Here is a 15,479-nt window from a genome sequence, read left to right on the forward strand (position 1 = left end):
TCCCCGCCCAGTGTACGGCTGCGGGGTACACCCCCGGCAAGGCTGGTCGCGTGCTGTCGTGCCCCGGACGGGGGTCACCGCTAGCGTCGCCGTATGACGGTGACTTGGGAAGAGCTCGGGTGGGAGCGGGTGTCCGGCGGGGTGGGGCGGTGCCGGCTTCCGGTGTGGGACTGCACGGCGGGGCTGGTCGCCGGTGAGGGCGCGGTACTCATGATCGACGCGGGGTCGAGCCCGGCCGAGGGCGCGCGGTTGCGCGAGCAGGCGCGGTCGCTCACCGGTCACCGTGTGACGCATCTCGCGCTGACCCATCCCCACTTCGACCATGTCTTCGGGGCGGCGGCGTTCACGGACGCGGAGGTCTTCGGCGCGGTGGGCGTGGACGCGGTGCTGACGCGCGTACGGGACCGCGAGGAGCTGCGGGCGGACGCGGTGCGCAACGGCCTCGCGGAGATCACCGCGCAGGAGTCGGCGGACCGGCTGGTCCCACCCCGCCACCTGGTCTCCGGCGAGTGGACCCTCGACCTGGGCGGCGGGCGCCAGGTGCTGCTGGCGAACGTGGGCCCCGGGCACACCGCGCACGATCTGGCGGTGCTGGTGCCGGGTGATCCGGAGGTGGTGTTCTGCGGCGATCTGGTCGAGGAGTCCGGCGAGCCGCAGGCGGGCCCCGACGCCATGCCGTCGCACTGGCCGGCCGCCCTGGACCGGCTGCTCGACCTGGGCGGGCGGGACGCACTGTATGTGCCCGGTCACGGAGCGGTGGTGGACGCGGCGTTCGTCCGCACCCAGCGGGACTCGCTGGCGGCACGTTTCGGCGTGTCTCCGTGACCGCCCGCCGGCTTTCCCTATCGTCATTCGAATGCGCCAGTACTCGCCCGATCTGACCCCGCCGTGGAAGAAGCCGCAGCAGCCGGTGCCCGAGGTTCCGGCGGAGCCGGGTCTGGTCGTCGAGGAGGCCGGGACCGGCTTCCGCGGCGCGGTGATCCGCTGCGAGGCGGGCACGGTGACCCTGGAGGACCGCTTCGGCAAGCACCGGGTGTTCCCCATGGAGCCGCGCGGCTTCCTCCTGGAGGGCAGGGCCGTGACGCTGGTCCGCCCCTCGCACGCCGGCCCCGCACGCCCCACCCGCACGGCCTCCGGTTCGGTGGCCGTCCCCGGCGCCCGCGCACGCGTGGCCCGCGCCGGGCGCATCTACGTCGAGGGCCGGCACGACGCCGAGCTGGTCGAGAAGGTCTGGGGCGACGACCTGCGCATCGAGGGCGTGGTCGTGGAGTACCTGGAGGGCGTCGACGACCTGCCGTCCATCGTCGAGTCCTTCGCCCCCGGCCCCGACGCCCGCCTCGGCGTCCTGGTGGACCACCTGGTGCCGGGCAGCAAGGAGTGGCGCATCGCCGAGTCGGTGACGAGCGACCACGCCCTGGTCGTCGGCCACCCCTACATCGACATCTGGGAGGCGGTGAAACCGTCGTCCCTGGGCATCGAGGCGTGGCCTCGGGTCCCTCGCGGCCAGGACTGGAAGACGGGGGTGTGCAGGGCACTGGGCTGGCCGGAGAACACGGGGGCGGCCTGGCAGCGGATCCTGTCGGGCGTACGGACGTACAAGGACCTGGAGCCGGAGCTTCTGGGCAGGGTCGAGGAACTGATCGACTTCGTGACGACGCCGGCGTAGCTGCCGAGCCGCTGAGCGCTCAGCTGCTGAGCTGCGGGCAATCGTGCCGCCAAGGGCGGCACCCGTCCCAAAGAAGCGGCACCCCGCTACGCCGGGCTGCGCACCCACCCGGCCGCAGCGCCAACGCCGAGCACCTCAGTCCACGAGGTCCCGAACCACCGCATCCGCCAGCAACCGCCCCCGCAGAGTGAGCACAGCCCGCCCCGATTCGTACGGCTCTTCCCGCAGAAGCCCGTCCGACAGCGCCCGCCGCGAAGCCGCAAGCCCCTCCTCCCGCAGCAACGACAACGGCACACCTTCCCGAAGTCGCAGCTCCAGCAGAATCCGCTCGACCCGCCGGTCCTCCTCCGACAGCACCTCACGCCCGGCCCCAGGCGACCGCCCCGCCGCCAGCGCCCCCGCATACGCCCCGGGATGCTTCACGTTCCACCACCGCACCCCGCCCACATGACTGTGCGCGCCTGGCCCGGCCCCCCACCAGTCGGCCCCCCGCCAGTACAGCTCGTTGTGCAGGCACCGCCCCGCCTTGGAGGTCGCCCAGTTCGACACCTCGTACCACTCGAAGCCCGCGCCCGAGAGGATCTCGTCCGCGATCAGGTACCGGTCGGCATGCACATCGTCGTCGGTCATCGGCACCTCACCCCGGCGGATCCGACGTGCCAGCTGCGTCCCCTCCTCGACGATCAGGGCGTACGCGCTGACATGGTCCGGCCCGGCCCCCAGCACCGCGTCCAGCGACGCCCGCCAGTCGTCGTCGGACTCCCCCGGCGTGCCGTAGATCAGGTCGAGATTCACATGCTCGAACCCGGCCGCACGAGCCTCGGCCACACACGCCTCCGGCCGCCCCGGCGTGTGCGTGCGGTCCAGCACCTTCAGCACATGCTGCCGCGCACTCTGCATGCCGAACGAGATCCGGTTGAAGCCCCCCTCGCGCAGGGCCGCCAGATACGCCGGATCCACCGACTCCGGGTTCGCCTCCGTCGTGACCTCGGCGTCCTCCGCGAGCCCGAACTCGTCGCGGACGGCCGCAAGCATCCGCACCAGGTCACCGGCATCGAGCAGCGTCGGCGTACCCCCGCCCACGAACACCGTACGAACCGGACGCGGGTCGTCACCCAGCACCTTCCGGGCCAGCCGGACCTCGTCGACCAGCGTCTCGGCGTAGTTGTCGCGCGAGGCCAGCACACCACCGGTGCCGCGCAGCTCGGTCGCCGTGTAGGTGTTGAAATCGCAGTAGCCGCAGCGGGTCGCGCAGTACGGAACGTGCAGGTAGAACCCGAGCGGGCGGTCGGCGGCCCCGGCGAGCGCGGACGCGGGCAGCGCGCCGTCGTCGGGGACGGGCTCGCCGTCGGGGAGTGCGGAAGGCATACGTTCCATTGTCCAGCACCCGCGCGGTCACTCTGCCTTCAGCACCAGCAGCGCCAGATCGTCGGCCGGGGGCCGCGCCCCGAAGTCGTGCACCAGCCGCCTGATCCGCTCGGCTATCAGCTCCGCGTCCAGCCCCGCGCACCCTGCCAGCGCCGCCGCGAGCCCGTCCCCGTCGTCGAACTGGCGGGAGCCGGAGCGGCGCTCGGTCACACCGTCGGTGACGCACAGCAGCGTGTCACCGGACCGCAGCTCGAAGGTCTCGCTGGTGTACGTGGCGTCCTCGATGACGCCCAGGAGGGTCTGGGGCTGCGCGGCCGTGTGGACCTCGCCGCCCGCCCCGAGCACAAGGGGCAGCGGGTGCCCGGCGGAGGCGACGGTGCAGCGGACACCGCCGTCGAAGGGGACCAGCTCGCCGTACAACAGGGACAGGAAGCGCGTCTGGGGGCCGTCGCCGGGCGGGGTCGGGCGGGCGCCGGCGGCCACCAGCGCGCGGGCCGCCGCGTCCGCGGCCTCCGTGGCGTCGTCGAGCAGGAGCTGGTTGAGACGGTCGAGGACGTCGGCGACCCGGTAGCCCTCACGGGCCAGCAGCCGCAGCCAGGGCCGGGCCAGGCCGATCACGACGGCGGCTTCCGGCCCCTTGCCCTGGACGTCGCCGACGGCGAAGCACCAGCGGCCGTCCCCGGCCGGGAACAGGTCGTAGAAGTCGCCGCTGGGCCCGCCCTTGTCGCACGGCTCGTAGACGAGGGCGCTGCGCACCCCGGGGATCTCGGCCACGGCGCCGGGCAGCAGTCCGCGCTGGAGTACGGCGCTGATGGTGGCCTGGCGGGCGTACTGGCGGGCCGCGCCGATGGCGAGCGCGACCCGGCGGCTGAGGTCCTCGGCGAGGCCGGTGATCTCGTCGGGGAAGCCGGCGGCACCGGACCGTCCGATGACGAGGGTGCCCAGCGGGCGTCCCCCGGCGACGAGCCGGTACGCGAGGGCCGAGCCCGGTTCGCCGGGCTCGTCACCGAGCGCCTCGCCGGGCCAGGGGTAGTCGACCGGCCCGGACCCTATCGGGTCGGACGGGTGCGGCGCGTCCTTCTCCAGGGCCCGGCGCAGCTCCTCGATGCGGTTCTCGCTGCCGTGCCAGACCCGGGCCAGCCTGGGCCCGCCCGCTCCGGCCCCGCCGCTCCAGCCGCCGCCGGTGGCCTCGTCCTCCAGCCACACCGCGCACCAGTCGGCCAGCCGGGGCACGATCAGCTGCCCTGCGAGGGCGGCGACCAGGTCCTCGTCGAGCTGTCCGGCGAGGAGGTCGGAGGCCTCGGCGAGGAAGGAGAGGGCACCGCGGCCCAGCCAGGCACCGTCGTGTCCGTCGCGGCCGTCGCAGTCCTCGTACCGGTCCCGCCAGTCCCGCAGGTCGTGCCAGTCGCGCAGGTCATGGGAGCCGCCAGGGTCATGCAGGTCCCTTGAATCGCGCGCGTCCCGCAGGGGATGCCCACCCTGTCGCTCGGCCGCGCCGGCTCCGGCACGCCGCCGGCCCTGGTCCCCCTCCCGGTCGTCCTGTCCGTGGGGCGGCTCCGGCGCCAGGATCTCCGCCATCCGCAGCCCGCGCGCCAGCGCGTGCTCCCCGGCGTACGCCTCGATCTGCTCGGCCGCCGCACAACCCCCGGCGGGCAACCGCGCCCATACGGTCTTCCGGCCCGTGCGGTAGGTGATGCCCCAGGCCTCGGAGAGGGCGCCGACGAGCCGCAGGCCACGCCCGTACTCCGGGGTGTCGTGCGGCGTTTCCGGCTCGCCGCCGCGCGGGGCGCGTGAGGGGTGGTGGTCGGAGACCTCGACGAGGAGCGCGGCCGTGTCCGTGCCGTCGCATTCCAGTCGGCACTCCAGCTCGACGTCGGTGCCGGCGTGCACGACGGCGTTGGTGACGAGTTCGCTGACGACCAGCAGGGCGTCGTCGGCGAGACGGTCGGTGAGGTGCTCTGCGCCGGGCAGGCCGAGCCCGGTCCACTCGGCGAGCGCCGCGCGCACCACGGCGCGGGCGGCGCCCGGCGCGACGGAGCTGCCGGACAGGGTCGCGTACGCCCGCGCGTGCTCCTTCGCGGGCGCCTCGGAAGCGGCCATGGGCTCCTCAGAAGCGCCCCCGACCGCCTCCGAAGCGAGCATCGGCGCCTCCAAAGCGACCGCAGGCCCCTCGGGAGCGGGCACCGGCCCCTCGGGAGCGGGCACCGGCCCCTCGGAAGCGGGCACCGGCGCCTCGCAAGGCAATGCACACTCCTCGGAGACAGCCCCCTCGTGCACGGGCACAGGCATCTCCGAAGCGTGGGCAGGCGCCTCTGAGGCACGGGAAGCGGTCTCCCGCTGCGTCGGAATGGCCCCCATGGACAGCTCCCCGGGCAGTTCGTACGAATACGCCACAGTCGATGCCGACAGGGTGACAGACTGGCCACGCCCATAAGCGCCGAGTTACCGAAGTGGGCCGCCATGAGTGAGAACAGTGCTACTCCTGTGGTCGAAGACCGGCACGAAGACGGTCAAATTCGTGCATCCGATCTGCGTCCCCTGCTCGCAGCCATGACAGCAGCACGCGACGGTGACTTCACGAAGGTGCCGGAAACCGGCCACGGGATGGTGGCCGAACTCACCGCGGTCTTCAACCAGATCATGGACCGCAGCGTTCACTTCACGACCGAGGTGCAGCGCGTGAAGAGGGAGCTGGTGCGCCACGGCCGGCTCGACGAGCGGCTGTCGGCCAGTCCGGGGCAGGGCCTGTGGACATCCCGCGTCAACGACGTGAACCAGCTGCTCGACGCCCTGGTCGCCCCGGCGGCGAACGCCACGCGCGTGCTGGACGCGGTGGCCGGCGGCGATCTGACCCAGCGGGTCGATCTGCACGACGGCACACGGGAGTTACGCGGCGACCTGCGGCGCCTGGGCCGGGCCGTGAACAAGATGGTGGACCAGCTCTCCCTGTTCACCGGCGAGGTGACGCGGGTTGCGCGCGAGGTGGGCACCGAGGGACGGCTCGGCGGCCGGGCCAAGGTGCAGGGGCTTTCGGGAAGCTGGCGGGACGTGACGGAGGCCGTCAACGCGATGGCGTCCCGGCTGACGGCCCAGGTGCGGGACATCGCGGCGGTCACGACGGCGGTGGCGCGCGGCGACCTGACCCGCACGGTCACGGTGGAGGCGACCGGCGAGCTGCTGGAGCTGAAGCTGACCGTGAACACGATGGTGGACCAGCTCTCCGCCTTCGCCGACGAGGTCACCCGCGTGGCCCGGGAGGTCGGCACCGAGGGCCAGTTGGGCGGCCGGGCTCAGGTCCGGGGCGTGTCCGGGGTGTGGAAGGACCTCACCGACAACGTCAACTTCATGGCGTCGAACCTGACCTCCCAGGTCCGCAACATCGCCCAGGTGACGACGGCCGTGGCCAACGGCGACCTGTCCCAGAAGATCACGGTCGACGCCCGCGGCGAGATCCTGGAGCTCAAGTCGACCATCAACACGATGGTCGACCAGCTCTCCGCCTTCGCCGACGAGGTCACGAGGGTCGCCCGCGAGGTCGGCACCGAGGGCAACCTCGGCGGCCGGGCTCAGGTCCGGGGTGTCTCCGGCGTCTGGAAGGACCTCACGGACAACGTCAACTTCATGGCCGACAACCTCACCTCCCAGGTGCGCAACATCGCCCAGGTCTCCACCGCCGTCGCCCAGGGCGACCTCGGCAAGAAGATCACGGTGGAGGCCAAGGGCGAGATCCTGGAGCTCAAGTCCACGATCAACACGATGGTCGACCAGCTCTCCGCCTTCGCCGACGAGGTGACCCGCGTCGCCCGCGAGGTCGGCACCGAGGGCAACCTCGGCGGCCAGGCCCAGGTCCGGGGCGTCTCCGGCGTCTGGAAGGACCTCACCGACAACGTCAACTTCATGGCGCTGAACCTGACCTCCCAGGTCCGCAACATCGCCCAGGTCACGACCGCCGTCGCCAACGGCGACCTGTCGAAGAAGATCACGGTCGACGCCCGCGGCGAGATCCTCGAACTCAAGGACACCGTCAACACGATGGTGGAGCAGCTGCGCGCCTTCGCCGACGAGGTCACGCGCGTCGCCCGCGAGGTCGGCACCGACGGCCGGCTCGGCGGCCGGGCGCAGGTGCTGGGCGTCTCCGGCGTCTGGCGGGATCTGACGGACAACGTCAACTCCATGGCCGACAACCTCACCTCCCAGGTGCGCAACATCGCCCAGGTCGCGACGGCCGTGGCGCAGGGCGACCTGTCCCGGAAGATCGACGTGGACGCGCGCGGCGAGATCCTGGAGCTGAAGACCACGATCAACACGATGGTCGACACGCTGTCCTCCTTCTCCTCGGAGGTCACGCGCGTGGCCCGCGAGGTCGGCAGCGAGGGCCAACTCGGCGGCCAGGCCCGGGTCGAGGGCGTCTACGGCACCTGGAAGCGCCTGACGACGAACGTCAACGAACTGGCCTCGAACCTCACCACCCAGGTCCGCGCGATCGCCGAGGTCGCCTCCGCCGTGGCCCAGGGCGACATGTCCCGCTCGATCACGGTCGAGACCCGCGGCGAGGTGGCCGAGCTGAAAGACAACATCAACCTGATGGTGGCCAACCTGCGCGAGACGACCCGCGCGAAGGACTGGCTGGAGTCCAACCTGGCCCGCCTCGCCGCCCTGATGCAGGGCCACCGCGACCTGATGGAGGTCGCCGACCTGATTCTGCGCGAGCTGACCCCGCTGGTGAACGCCCAGTACGGCGCGTTCTACCTGGCCGACCCCGACGAGGACGGCGCGGCCCTGCGCACCACCGTGCCGACGAAGGGCCTGGCCTTCATCGCCGGATACGGCGCCGCCCAGGACGCGACCGTCGAGACCGGCGCCCTCCCGGTGCACGGCCTTGTGGCGCAGGCGGCCCGGGAGAAGAAGCGGATCCTGGTCGAGGGCGCCCCGCCCGACTACATCAAGATCAACAGCGGTCTCGGCGAGGCGGCTCCCACGACGATCGTCATCATCCCGATCCTCTTCGAGGACAAGCTCCTCGGCGTCATCGAACTCGCCTCCTTCTCCCGCTTCTCCGACGTGCACCTGGCCTTCTTCGACCAGTTCGTCAACACCATCGGCGTCGCCATCAACACGATCATCGCCAACTCCCGCACGGAGTCCCTGCTGGGCGAGTCCCAGCGCCTGGCCATGCAGCTCCAGGAACGCTCGGACGAACTGCAGAAACAGCAGGCCGAGTTGCAGCGCTCCAACGCCGAACTGGAGGAGAAGGCCGCCCTGCTGGCCACGTCCTCCCAGTACAAGTCGGAGTTCCTGGCGAACATGTCGCACGAGCTGCGCACACCGCTGAACTCCCTGCTGATCCTGGCGCGGCTGCTCTCCGACAACCCGGACGGTCATCTCTCGGACCAGGAGGTGCAGTTCGCGACGACGATCCACCGCTCGGGCTCGGACCTGCTCCAGCTGATCAACGACATCCTGGACCTGTCGAAGATCGAGGCGGGCCGGATGGACGTACGCCCGAAGCGATTGCCGGTGATCAAGCTGCTCGACTACGTCCACGCCACGTTCCGCCCCCTCACCCTGGACCGGGGCCTCGCCTTCGAGCTGGCGGTCGGCGAGGACGTACCGCGCGAGATGTACTCGGACGAACAGCGGCTCCAGCAGATCCTGCGCAACCTCCTGTCCAACGCGATCAAGTTCACCGCGACGGGCAAGGTCGAGCTGCGGGTCGACCGGGTGCGGAACACCGAGCACCGATGGGGGTCCCCCCGCTCATGGGGGTCCCCCCGCTCGAGCGAAGTCGAGAGTGGGGGAGAAGTCGAGAGTGGGGGAGAAGTCGAGAGTGGGGGAGTCCGGGACACCGCCGACGTCATCGCCTTCGTCGTGTCCGACACGGGCATCGGGATCGCGCCGGAGAAACTCCCGGTGATCTTCGAGGCGTTCCAGCAGGCCGACGGCACCACCAACCGCAAGTACGGCGGCACCGGCCTCGGCCTGTCCATCAGCCGGGAGATCGCGGGCCTGCTCGGCGGCCGGATCGTCGCCGAGAGCGAACCCGGCAAGGGCTCCACGTTCACCCTGTACGTGCCTGTCGTGAGCCCCGGTCACACGGCACCGGGACCTGCCCCCGAGGACCGCCCCGAACTCCCCCCTCCCCTCCAGCCGGCCACCGCGGGACCGTTCCCGGCCGCGTACGACACGGACGACGCCGCGTACGACACGGACGACGCCTGGCCCTCGCCGACCAGGCTGGAGGCGTGGACGTCCGGCAGGCCGGGCCGGATCGTGGCCGGGCGGCGGGTGCTGATCGTCGACGACGACATCCGCAACGTCTTCGCCCTCACCCATGTCCTCGGCCGCGTCGGCATGACCGTGCTGTACGCGGAGAACGGCCGCGAGGGCATCGAGACGCTGGAGCGCAGCCCGGACGTCGAACTGATCCTGATGGACATCATGATGCCGGAGATGGACGGCTACGAGACGATCTGCGCCATCCGCCGCACCCCGCGCTGGGCGGACCTGCCCATCGTCGCCCTGACCGCGAAGGCGATGCCCGGCGACCGCGAGAAGTCCATCGCCCGCGGCGCCAACGACTACGTGCCCAAGCCGGTGGACATCGACCGGCTGCTGACGGTCGTCTGCGAACTGCTGAACCCCGGGGACGGGGAAGAGGAAACATGAGCAGCGCGGCCGGCCACCCGGACGCGCCGGAATCCTCCTGGTCGACGACATGGAGGACAACCTGACCGCCCTGTGGATGGAGGCTCTTGGGGGCGCGGGGAACTGCGCGAGCAACCACAACGAACCCGCAGCCGCCGACGAATCCCCGCGCCGCCTCCTTACGCCTCGCGCGACCCCTCGTACATCTCCTCGATCAGATGCTTGTACTCCCGCTCCACGACCGGCCGCTTCAGCTTCAGACTCGGCGTGATCTCACCGTGCTCCACATCGAGATCCCGCGGCAGCAACCGGAACTTCTTGATCGTCTGCCACCGCTGAAGCCCCTCGTTGAGCTGCTTCACGTACCCGTCGACCATCTCCACCGTGACCGGCGAGGAAACGATCTCCGCGTACGACTTCCCCTCCAGCCCGTTCTCCTTGGCCCACTCGGTGATGGCGACCTCGTCGAGCGCGATGAGCGCCGTGCAGAAGTTCCGGTCGGCCCCGTGCACGAGGATGTTGGACACGTACGGGCACACCGCCTTGAACTGCCCCTCGACCTCGGCCGGCGCGATGTACTTGCCGCCCGACGTCTTGATCAGGTCCTTCTTGCGGTCGGTGATCCGCAGATACCCGTCGGGCGACAGCTCCCCGATGTCCCCGGTGTGGAACCAGCCGTCCGGCTCCAGCACCTCGGCGGTCTTCTCGGGCAGCTTGTGGTAGCCCTCCATGACGCCGGGGCCGCGCAGCAGGATCTCCCCGTCGTCGGCGATCCGCACCTCCGTGCCGGGCAGCGGCTTGCCGACCGTACCGGTGCGGTAGGCCTCGCCCGGGTTCACGAACGACGCGGCCGAGGACTCGGTCAGGCCGTAGCCCTCCAGGATGTGGATGCCGGCGCCGGAGAAGAAGAACCCGATCTCGGGTGCCAGCGCCGCCGAACCCGAGACGCACGCCCGCAGGTTGCCCCCGAAGGCCTCCCGGATCTTGGCGTACACCAGCGCGTCCGCGACCTTGTGCTTCGCGCCCAGCCCGAACGGCACGGACGCGGTCCCGGTACGCCGGAAGTTGTCCTGGGCGACCTTGGCGTACTCGCGGGCGACCTCCGCGGCCCACTGGAAGATCTTGTACTTGGCCCCGCCGCCCGCGCGGGCCTTCGCGGCGACACCGTTGTAGACCTTCTCGAAGATGCGCGGCACGGCCGCCATGTACGTCGGCTGCACCACCGGCAGGTTCTCGATGATCTTGTCGACGCGGCCGTCCACGGCGGTGACGTGCCCGACCTCGATCTGGCCGGAGGTGAGGACCTTGCCGAAGACGTGGGCGAGGGGCAGCCACAGGTACTGCACGTCCTCGCTGCTGATCAGCCCGGTCGCGGCGATCGCCTTCGCCATGTAGGACCAGTTGTCGTGCGGGAGGCGCACGCCCTTGGGGCGGCCGGTGGTGCCGGAGGTGTAGATGAGGGTGGCCAGCTGGTCCTTGGTGATGGCGCCGACCCGCTCCCTGATCAGGTCGGGGTCCTTCTCCAGCCGGGCCGCGCCGCGCTTCTCCAGCTCGTCGAGGGTGAGGATCCAGTCGGCGGTCTCGACCCCGGCCGGGTCGACGACCACGACGTGGGTCAGGTCGGTCAGCTCGGCGCGCTTCTCCTGCGCCTTGGCCAGCTGCTCGACGTTCTCCGCGATGAGCACCCGGCTCTCGGAGTCCGACAGGATGTACGCCGATTCCTCGGCGTTGGTCTGCGGGTAGACCGTGGTCGTCGCGGCGCCGGCGCACATGATGCCGAGGTCGGCGAGGATCCACTCGATGCGGGTGCTGGAAGCGAGGGCGACGCGCTGCTCGGGCTGCACGCCCAGCTCGATGAGCCCGGCCGCGATGGCGTGGATCCGCTCGGCGGCCTGCGCCCAGCTCAGTGACTTCCACTCGTCCGGCCCCTGCCCGGAGGACGCGGGCACCGGATAGCGGTAGGCCTCGGCGTCCGGCGTGGCCGCCACGCGCTCCAGGAAGAGGCTCGCCACGGACGGCGGACGGTTCTCGATCAGTGTCTGTGTGTCGCTCACGACATCCTCCGGGCCCGCGACAGTGCGGCTGGCTCAGGTGCGGCTGGTTTTCACTCACGAGCTGCTGTTCGCGAGCTGTTGTTTAACTCACGAGTAACTATCGAGCAGGGATCAGAGTAAAGGTCGACCGGCCGCTGCGTAAGGGCCCGCGGCCTGTCACTTCCTACAGAGAGCTACCCCGCATACGCACAGGGGCCCGCCGTACTTTCGCACGACGTGCCCCTGTTCTACCCGGTTTGCGGTGTAACCCGCGGTAACCCGTGACTACTTCTTGCCCTTGCCCGACCCCGCGCTGTCATCGCTCGACAGGACGGCGATGAACGCCTCTTGCGGAACCTCCACGGAACCCACCATCTTCATCCGCTTCTTGCCCTCCTTCTGCTTCTCCAGCAGCTTCCGCTTACGGGAGATGTCACCGCCGTAACACTTGGCGAGGACGTCCTTGCGGATGGCACGGATGGTCTCGCGGGCGATGACCCGGGAGCCGATGGCGGCCTGGACCGGCACCTCGAAGGCCTGCCGCGGGATGAGCTCCTTGAGCTTGGCGACGAGCCGCACGCCATAGGCGTACGCCTGGTCCTTGTGGGTGATCGCCGAGAAGGCGTCGACCTTGTCGCCGTGCAGCAGGATGTCGACCTTGACCAGGCTGGAGGTCTGCTCGCCGGTGGGCTCGTAGTCGAGGGAGGCGTAACCGCGGGTCTTGGACTTCAGCTGGTCGAAGAAGTCGAAGACGATCTCGGCGAGCGGGAGGGTGTAGCGGATCTCGACCCGCTCCTCGGAGAGGTAGTCCATGCCGAGCAGGACACCGCGCCGGGTCTGGCACAGCTCCATGATCGAGCCGATGAACTCGCTGGGCGCCAGGATGGTGGCCCGCACGACCGGCTCGTAGACCTCCGAGATCTTGCCCTCGGGGAACTCGCTCGGGTTGGTGACCGTGTGCTCGCTGCCGTCCTCCATGAGGACGCGGTAGACCACGTTCGGGGCGGTCGCGATCAGGTCGAGGCCGAACTCGCGCTCCAGCCGCTCCCGGATCACGTCCAGGTGCAGCAGGCCGAGGAAACCGACGCGGAAGCCGAAGCCCAGGGCGGCGGAGGTCTCCGGCTCGTAGACCAGCGCGGCGTCGTTGAGCTGGAGCTTGTCGAGGGCCTCACGCAGCTCCGGGTAGTCCGAGCCGTCCAGGGGGTAGAGGCCGGAGAACACCATCGGCTTGGGGTCCTTGTACCCGCCGAGCGCCTCCTGGGCTCCCTTGTGCTGGCTGGTGACGGTGTCACCGACCTTGGACTGGCGGACGTCCTTCACGCCGGTGATCAGATAGCCCACCTCGCCGACGCCCAGGCCGTCGGCCGACAGCATCTCCGGCGAGTTGGTGCCGATCTCCAGCAGCTCGTGCGTGGCGCCCGTGGACATCATCTTGATGCGCTCGCGCTTGTTGAGCTGCCCGTCGATGACACGGACGTACGTCACCACGCCCCGGTAGGAGTCGTAGACGGAGTCGAAGATCATGGCACGCGCGGGGGCGTCCTTCACGCCGACCGGGGCCGGGACCTGCTCGACGACCTTGTCCAGCAGCGCCTCGACACCGAGCCCGGTCTTGGCGGACACCTTGAGCACGTCGTCGGGCTCGCACCCGATGAGGTGGGCGAGCTCCTCGGCGAACTTCTCCGGCTGCGCGGCCGGCAGGTCGATCTTGTTCAGCACGGGGATGATCGTGAGGTCGTTCTCCATCGCCAGGTACAGGTTGGCGAGGGTCTGCGCCTCGATGCCCTGGGCGGCGTCGACCAGGAGGATGGTGCCCTCACAGGCGGCGAGCGATCGCGAGACCTCGTAGGTGAAGTCGACGTGCCCCGGGGTGTCGATCATGTTCAGGATGTGCGTGTTGCTCTTGTCGTGGGACGGGGCCCACGGGAGCCGCACCGCCTGGGACTTGATCGTGATGCCGCGCTCACGCTCGATGTCCATGCGGTCGAGGTACTGAGCACGCATCTGCCGCTGCTCGACCACTCCGGTCAGCTGGAGCATCCGGTCGGCGAGCGTGGACTTGCCGTGGTCGATGTGCGCGATGATGCAGAAGTTGCGGATCAGAGCCGGGTCGGTACGGCTCGGCTCGGGCACATGGCTAGGGATCGCGGGCACGCAGGGTCCTGATTCTTGAGGCGTCCGCAGTGTCTGCGGTCTCGGGTCGGATCGGATCGATACGTAGCCTCCATGGTCCCACGGGTGGGGACCATGGACGGGTTTGGGCCATGAATGAGCCCGCTGGTACCGTGGGGGGCTGTGCCTCATGCCCTCTCGCAGGAGGCACTCCTCAAGAAATCACCCGGTACAGACCGTGCGGCACCCGTGCGGCCCCGTGCCAGAACCTGAGAAGGCTCATTCGTGGCGAACATCAAGTCCCAGATCAAGCGGATCAAGACCAACGAGAAGGCGCGGCTGCGCAACAAGGCCGTCAAGTCCTCCCTCAAGACCGCGATCCGCAAGGCCCGTGAGGCTGCTGCCGCGGGTGACGCCGAGAAGGCCACCGAGTACCAGCGCGCTGCCGCGCGTCAGCTCGACAAGGCCGTCTCGAAGGGCGTCATCCACAAGAACCAGGCTGCCAACAAGAAGTCGGCGCTGGCTCAGAAGGTCGCCGCGCTCAAGGGCTGACATCTGATGTGACGCCGGAGGGAATCGAGCGGGCCCTCTCTCATCCGCTCCCGTCCGGCACCCCTCGGGTCCGCGCGCGGCCTGCGTTCGCCACGCGGGCGCGGATCCAGCAGCTTGAACCGAAGGCCGGGCGCCCTCCTGTTCCCCATGGGAGGGCACCCGGCCTTCGGCCTGTTCAGGACCAGAATTCGTTGTTCTTGTCGATGTCCTCGACACACTCGTCGATGTCGGTGAACTTGTCTCCGACGATCCGGAAGACGAGGCATCCGGTGTCGTCCAGGCGCTTGCCGTTGCGCTCGGCCGTGAAGCGGGTCATGCCGACCGCGTGGCCGCGTCCGTCGACAGCGGTGCCGATCAGTTCGGCACGCGCCGTCCCGTTGGTCTCCGCGCCGAGCCGCTCGTACATCTCGATGATCGAGTCCACCCCTTTGAAGTCGCCCGACAACGGGTGATCTCCGGGTACGTGGTGTGTGGCGTCCCCGGAGATCAGCCCGCGCAAGGTATCCATGTCACCGCGCGAGAAGGCCTCGAATCCCTTGCGGACCAGCGCTGCGTGCGGGTGTTCAGCCATGTCCTTCGCCACCTCTCCGTCTCTTGGCGAGTACGGCTGACACTCCCGATTCTCCCTCCGGACGGCTTCGGCGGCACAGTGGAGACATGGACGCAGACGACAAGCACGTGCTGGCCGGGGCCCGTGTGGCGACCAGGCTTCCCGCCCGGGATCTGGAGCGGGCGCGGCGTTTCTACTCCGAGAAACTCGGTCTGGAGCCGGTCGACGAACGGCCCGGTGGGCTGCTGTACCGCTGCGGCGGCGCGGAGTTCGTGCTGTTCCGGTCGACGGGAGCCTCGCCCGGCACCTTCACCCAGATGGCACTGGAGGTCGGCGACATCGAGGCCGCCGTGGCGGAGCTGAAGCGGCGCGGCGTGGTCTTCGAGGAGGTCGATGTGCCCGGCTTCCGCACGGAGGGCGGGATCGCCGAGATCGAGGGGAACTACCCGAGCAAGGGCGCCCGGGGTGAACGCGGCGCCTGGTTCCATGACAGCGAGGGGAACCTGCTGGGGATCGGGGAGCCGGTCTTGTGAGCGGAGGGTGATGGGGGGCT

10 protein-coding genes are annotated in these 15,479 nt (G+C 70.1%); 5 read left to right on the forward strand and 5 right to left on the reverse strand.

Annotation, left to right across the window (positions count from 1 at the left end):
* Window positions 1-93 precede the first annotated feature (93 nt).
* Entirely contained in the window at window positions 94-825 is a 732-nt protein-coding gene (locus ACIBNA_RS02970; RefSeq protein ID WP_399163532.1) for an MBL fold metallo-hydrolase, read from the forward strand.
* Between the two features lie 31 nt (window positions 826-856).
* Complete coding sequence (locus tag ACIBNA_RS02975; protein WP_399163533.1) at window positions 857-1,666, forward strand: DUF3097 domain-containing protein; 810 nt, start codon at window positions 857-859, stop codon at window positions 1,664-1,666.
* A gap of 135 nt (window positions 1,667-1,801) precedes the next feature.
* On the opposite strand, the gene hemW is transcribed toward ACIBNA_RS02975, so the two are convergent.
* Both hemW and ACIBNA_RS02985 read right to left on the reverse strand, forming a co-directional pair.
* Window positions 1,802-3,034 carry a radical SAM family heme chaperone HemW gene (gene hemW / locus ACIBNA_RS02980; protein ID WP_399163534.1) on the reverse strand — a complete coding sequence of 411 codons (1,233 nt, stop codon included), beginning with the start codon at window positions 3,032-3,034 and terminating at the stop codon, window positions 1,802-1,804.
* Window positions 3,035-3,061: 27 nt separating this feature from the next.
* Window positions 3,062-5,317, reverse strand: coding sequence for a SpoIIE family protein phosphatase (locus tag ACIBNA_RS02985; RefSeq protein ID WP_399163913.1), 2,256 nt, complete (start codon window positions 5,315-5,317; stop codon window positions 3,062-3,064).
* Between the two features lie 177 nt (window positions 5,318-5,494).
* On the opposite strand from ACIBNA_RS02985, the gene ACIBNA_RS02990 reads away from it, so the two are divergent.
* Window positions 5,495-9,700: a HAMP domain-containing protein gene (locus ACIBNA_RS02990; protein ID WP_399163535.1), complete on the forward strand. Its 4,206-nt coding sequence runs from the start codon at window positions 5,495-5,497 to the stop codon at window positions 9,698-9,700.
* 158 nt (window positions 9,701-9,858) lie between these two features.
* On the opposite strand, the gene ACIBNA_RS02995 is transcribed toward ACIBNA_RS02990, so the two are convergent.
* Together ACIBNA_RS02995 and lepA are read right to left on the reverse strand one after the other, a co-directional pair.
* On the reverse strand, window positions 9,859-11,733 hold the full coding sequence (locus tag ACIBNA_RS02995; protein ID WP_399163536.1) for an AMP-dependent synthetase/ligase: 1,875 nt from the start codon (window positions 11,731-11,733) through the stop codon (window positions 9,859-9,861).
* A 264-nt stretch (window positions 11,734-11,997) separates the two neighbouring features.
* Complete coding sequence (gene lepA, locus ACIBNA_RS03000; protein ID WP_399163537.1) at window positions 11,998-13,866, reverse strand: translation elongation factor 4; 1,869 nt, start codon at window positions 13,864-13,866, stop codon at window positions 11,998-12,000.
* Between the two features lie 243 nt (window positions 13,867-14,109).
* Between lepA and rpsT the strand changes: the two genes are divergently transcribed.
* Window positions 14,110-14,376 (forward strand): 30S ribosomal protein S20, encoded by a 267-nt coding sequence (rpsT, locus tag ACIBNA_RS03005; protein ID WP_086849999.1) that lies wholly within the window; start codon window positions 14,110-14,112, stop codon window positions 14,374-14,376.
* A gap of 175 nt (window positions 14,377-14,551) precedes the next feature.
* On the opposite strand, the gene ACIBNA_RS03010 is transcribed toward rpsT, so the two are convergent.
* Window positions 14,552-14,947, reverse strand: a complete 396-nt coding sequence (locus ACIBNA_RS03010; protein ID WP_399163538.1) for a nuclear transport factor 2 family protein — start codon at window positions 14,945-14,947, stop codon at window positions 14,552-14,554.
* Window positions 14,948-15,033: 86 nt separating this feature from the next.
* On the opposite strand from ACIBNA_RS03010, the gene ACIBNA_RS03015 reads away from it, so the two are divergent.
* On the forward strand, window positions 15,034-15,459 hold the full coding sequence (locus ACIBNA_RS03015) for a VOC family protein (RefSeq protein ID WP_399163539.1): 426 nt from the start codon (window positions 15,034-15,036) through the stop codon (window positions 15,457-15,459).
* The last annotated feature ends 20 nt before the right edge of the window (window positions 15,460-15,479 follow it).

It is taken from the genome of Streptomyces sp. NPDC050164 (assembly GCF_044459945.1).
Lineage (GTDB): Bacteria > Actinomycetota > Actinomycetes > Streptomycetales > Streptomycetaceae > Streptomyces > Streptomyces coeruleorubidus_A.

Excerpts from the sequence above, each read along its gene's own strand:
- ACIBNA_RS02970 (WP_399163532.1), top strand. The coding sequence starts at position 94 with ATGACGGTGACTTGGGAAGAGCTCGGGTGGGAGCGGGTGTCCGGCGGG.
- ACIBNA_RS02975 (WP_399163533.1), top strand. The coding sequence starts at position 857 with ATGCGCCAGTACTCGCCCGATCTGACCCCGCCGTGGAAGAAGCCGCAG.
- hemW (WP_399163534.1), bottom strand. The coding sequence starts at position 3,034 with ATGCCTTCCGCACTCCCCGACGGCGAGCCCGTCCCCGACGACGGCGCG.
- ACIBNA_RS02990 (WP_399163535.1), top strand. The coding sequence starts at position 5,495 with ATGAGTGAGAACAGTGCTACTCCTGTGGTCGAAGACCGGCACGAAGAC.
- ACIBNA_RS03010 (WP_399163538.1), bottom strand. The coding sequence starts at position 14,947 with ATGGCTGAACACCCGCACGCAGCGCTGGTCCGCAAGGGATTCGAGGCC.
- ACIBNA_RS03015 (WP_399163539.1), top strand. The coding sequence starts at position 15,034 with ATGGACGCAGACGACAAGCACGTGCTGGCCGGGGCCCGTGTGGCGACC.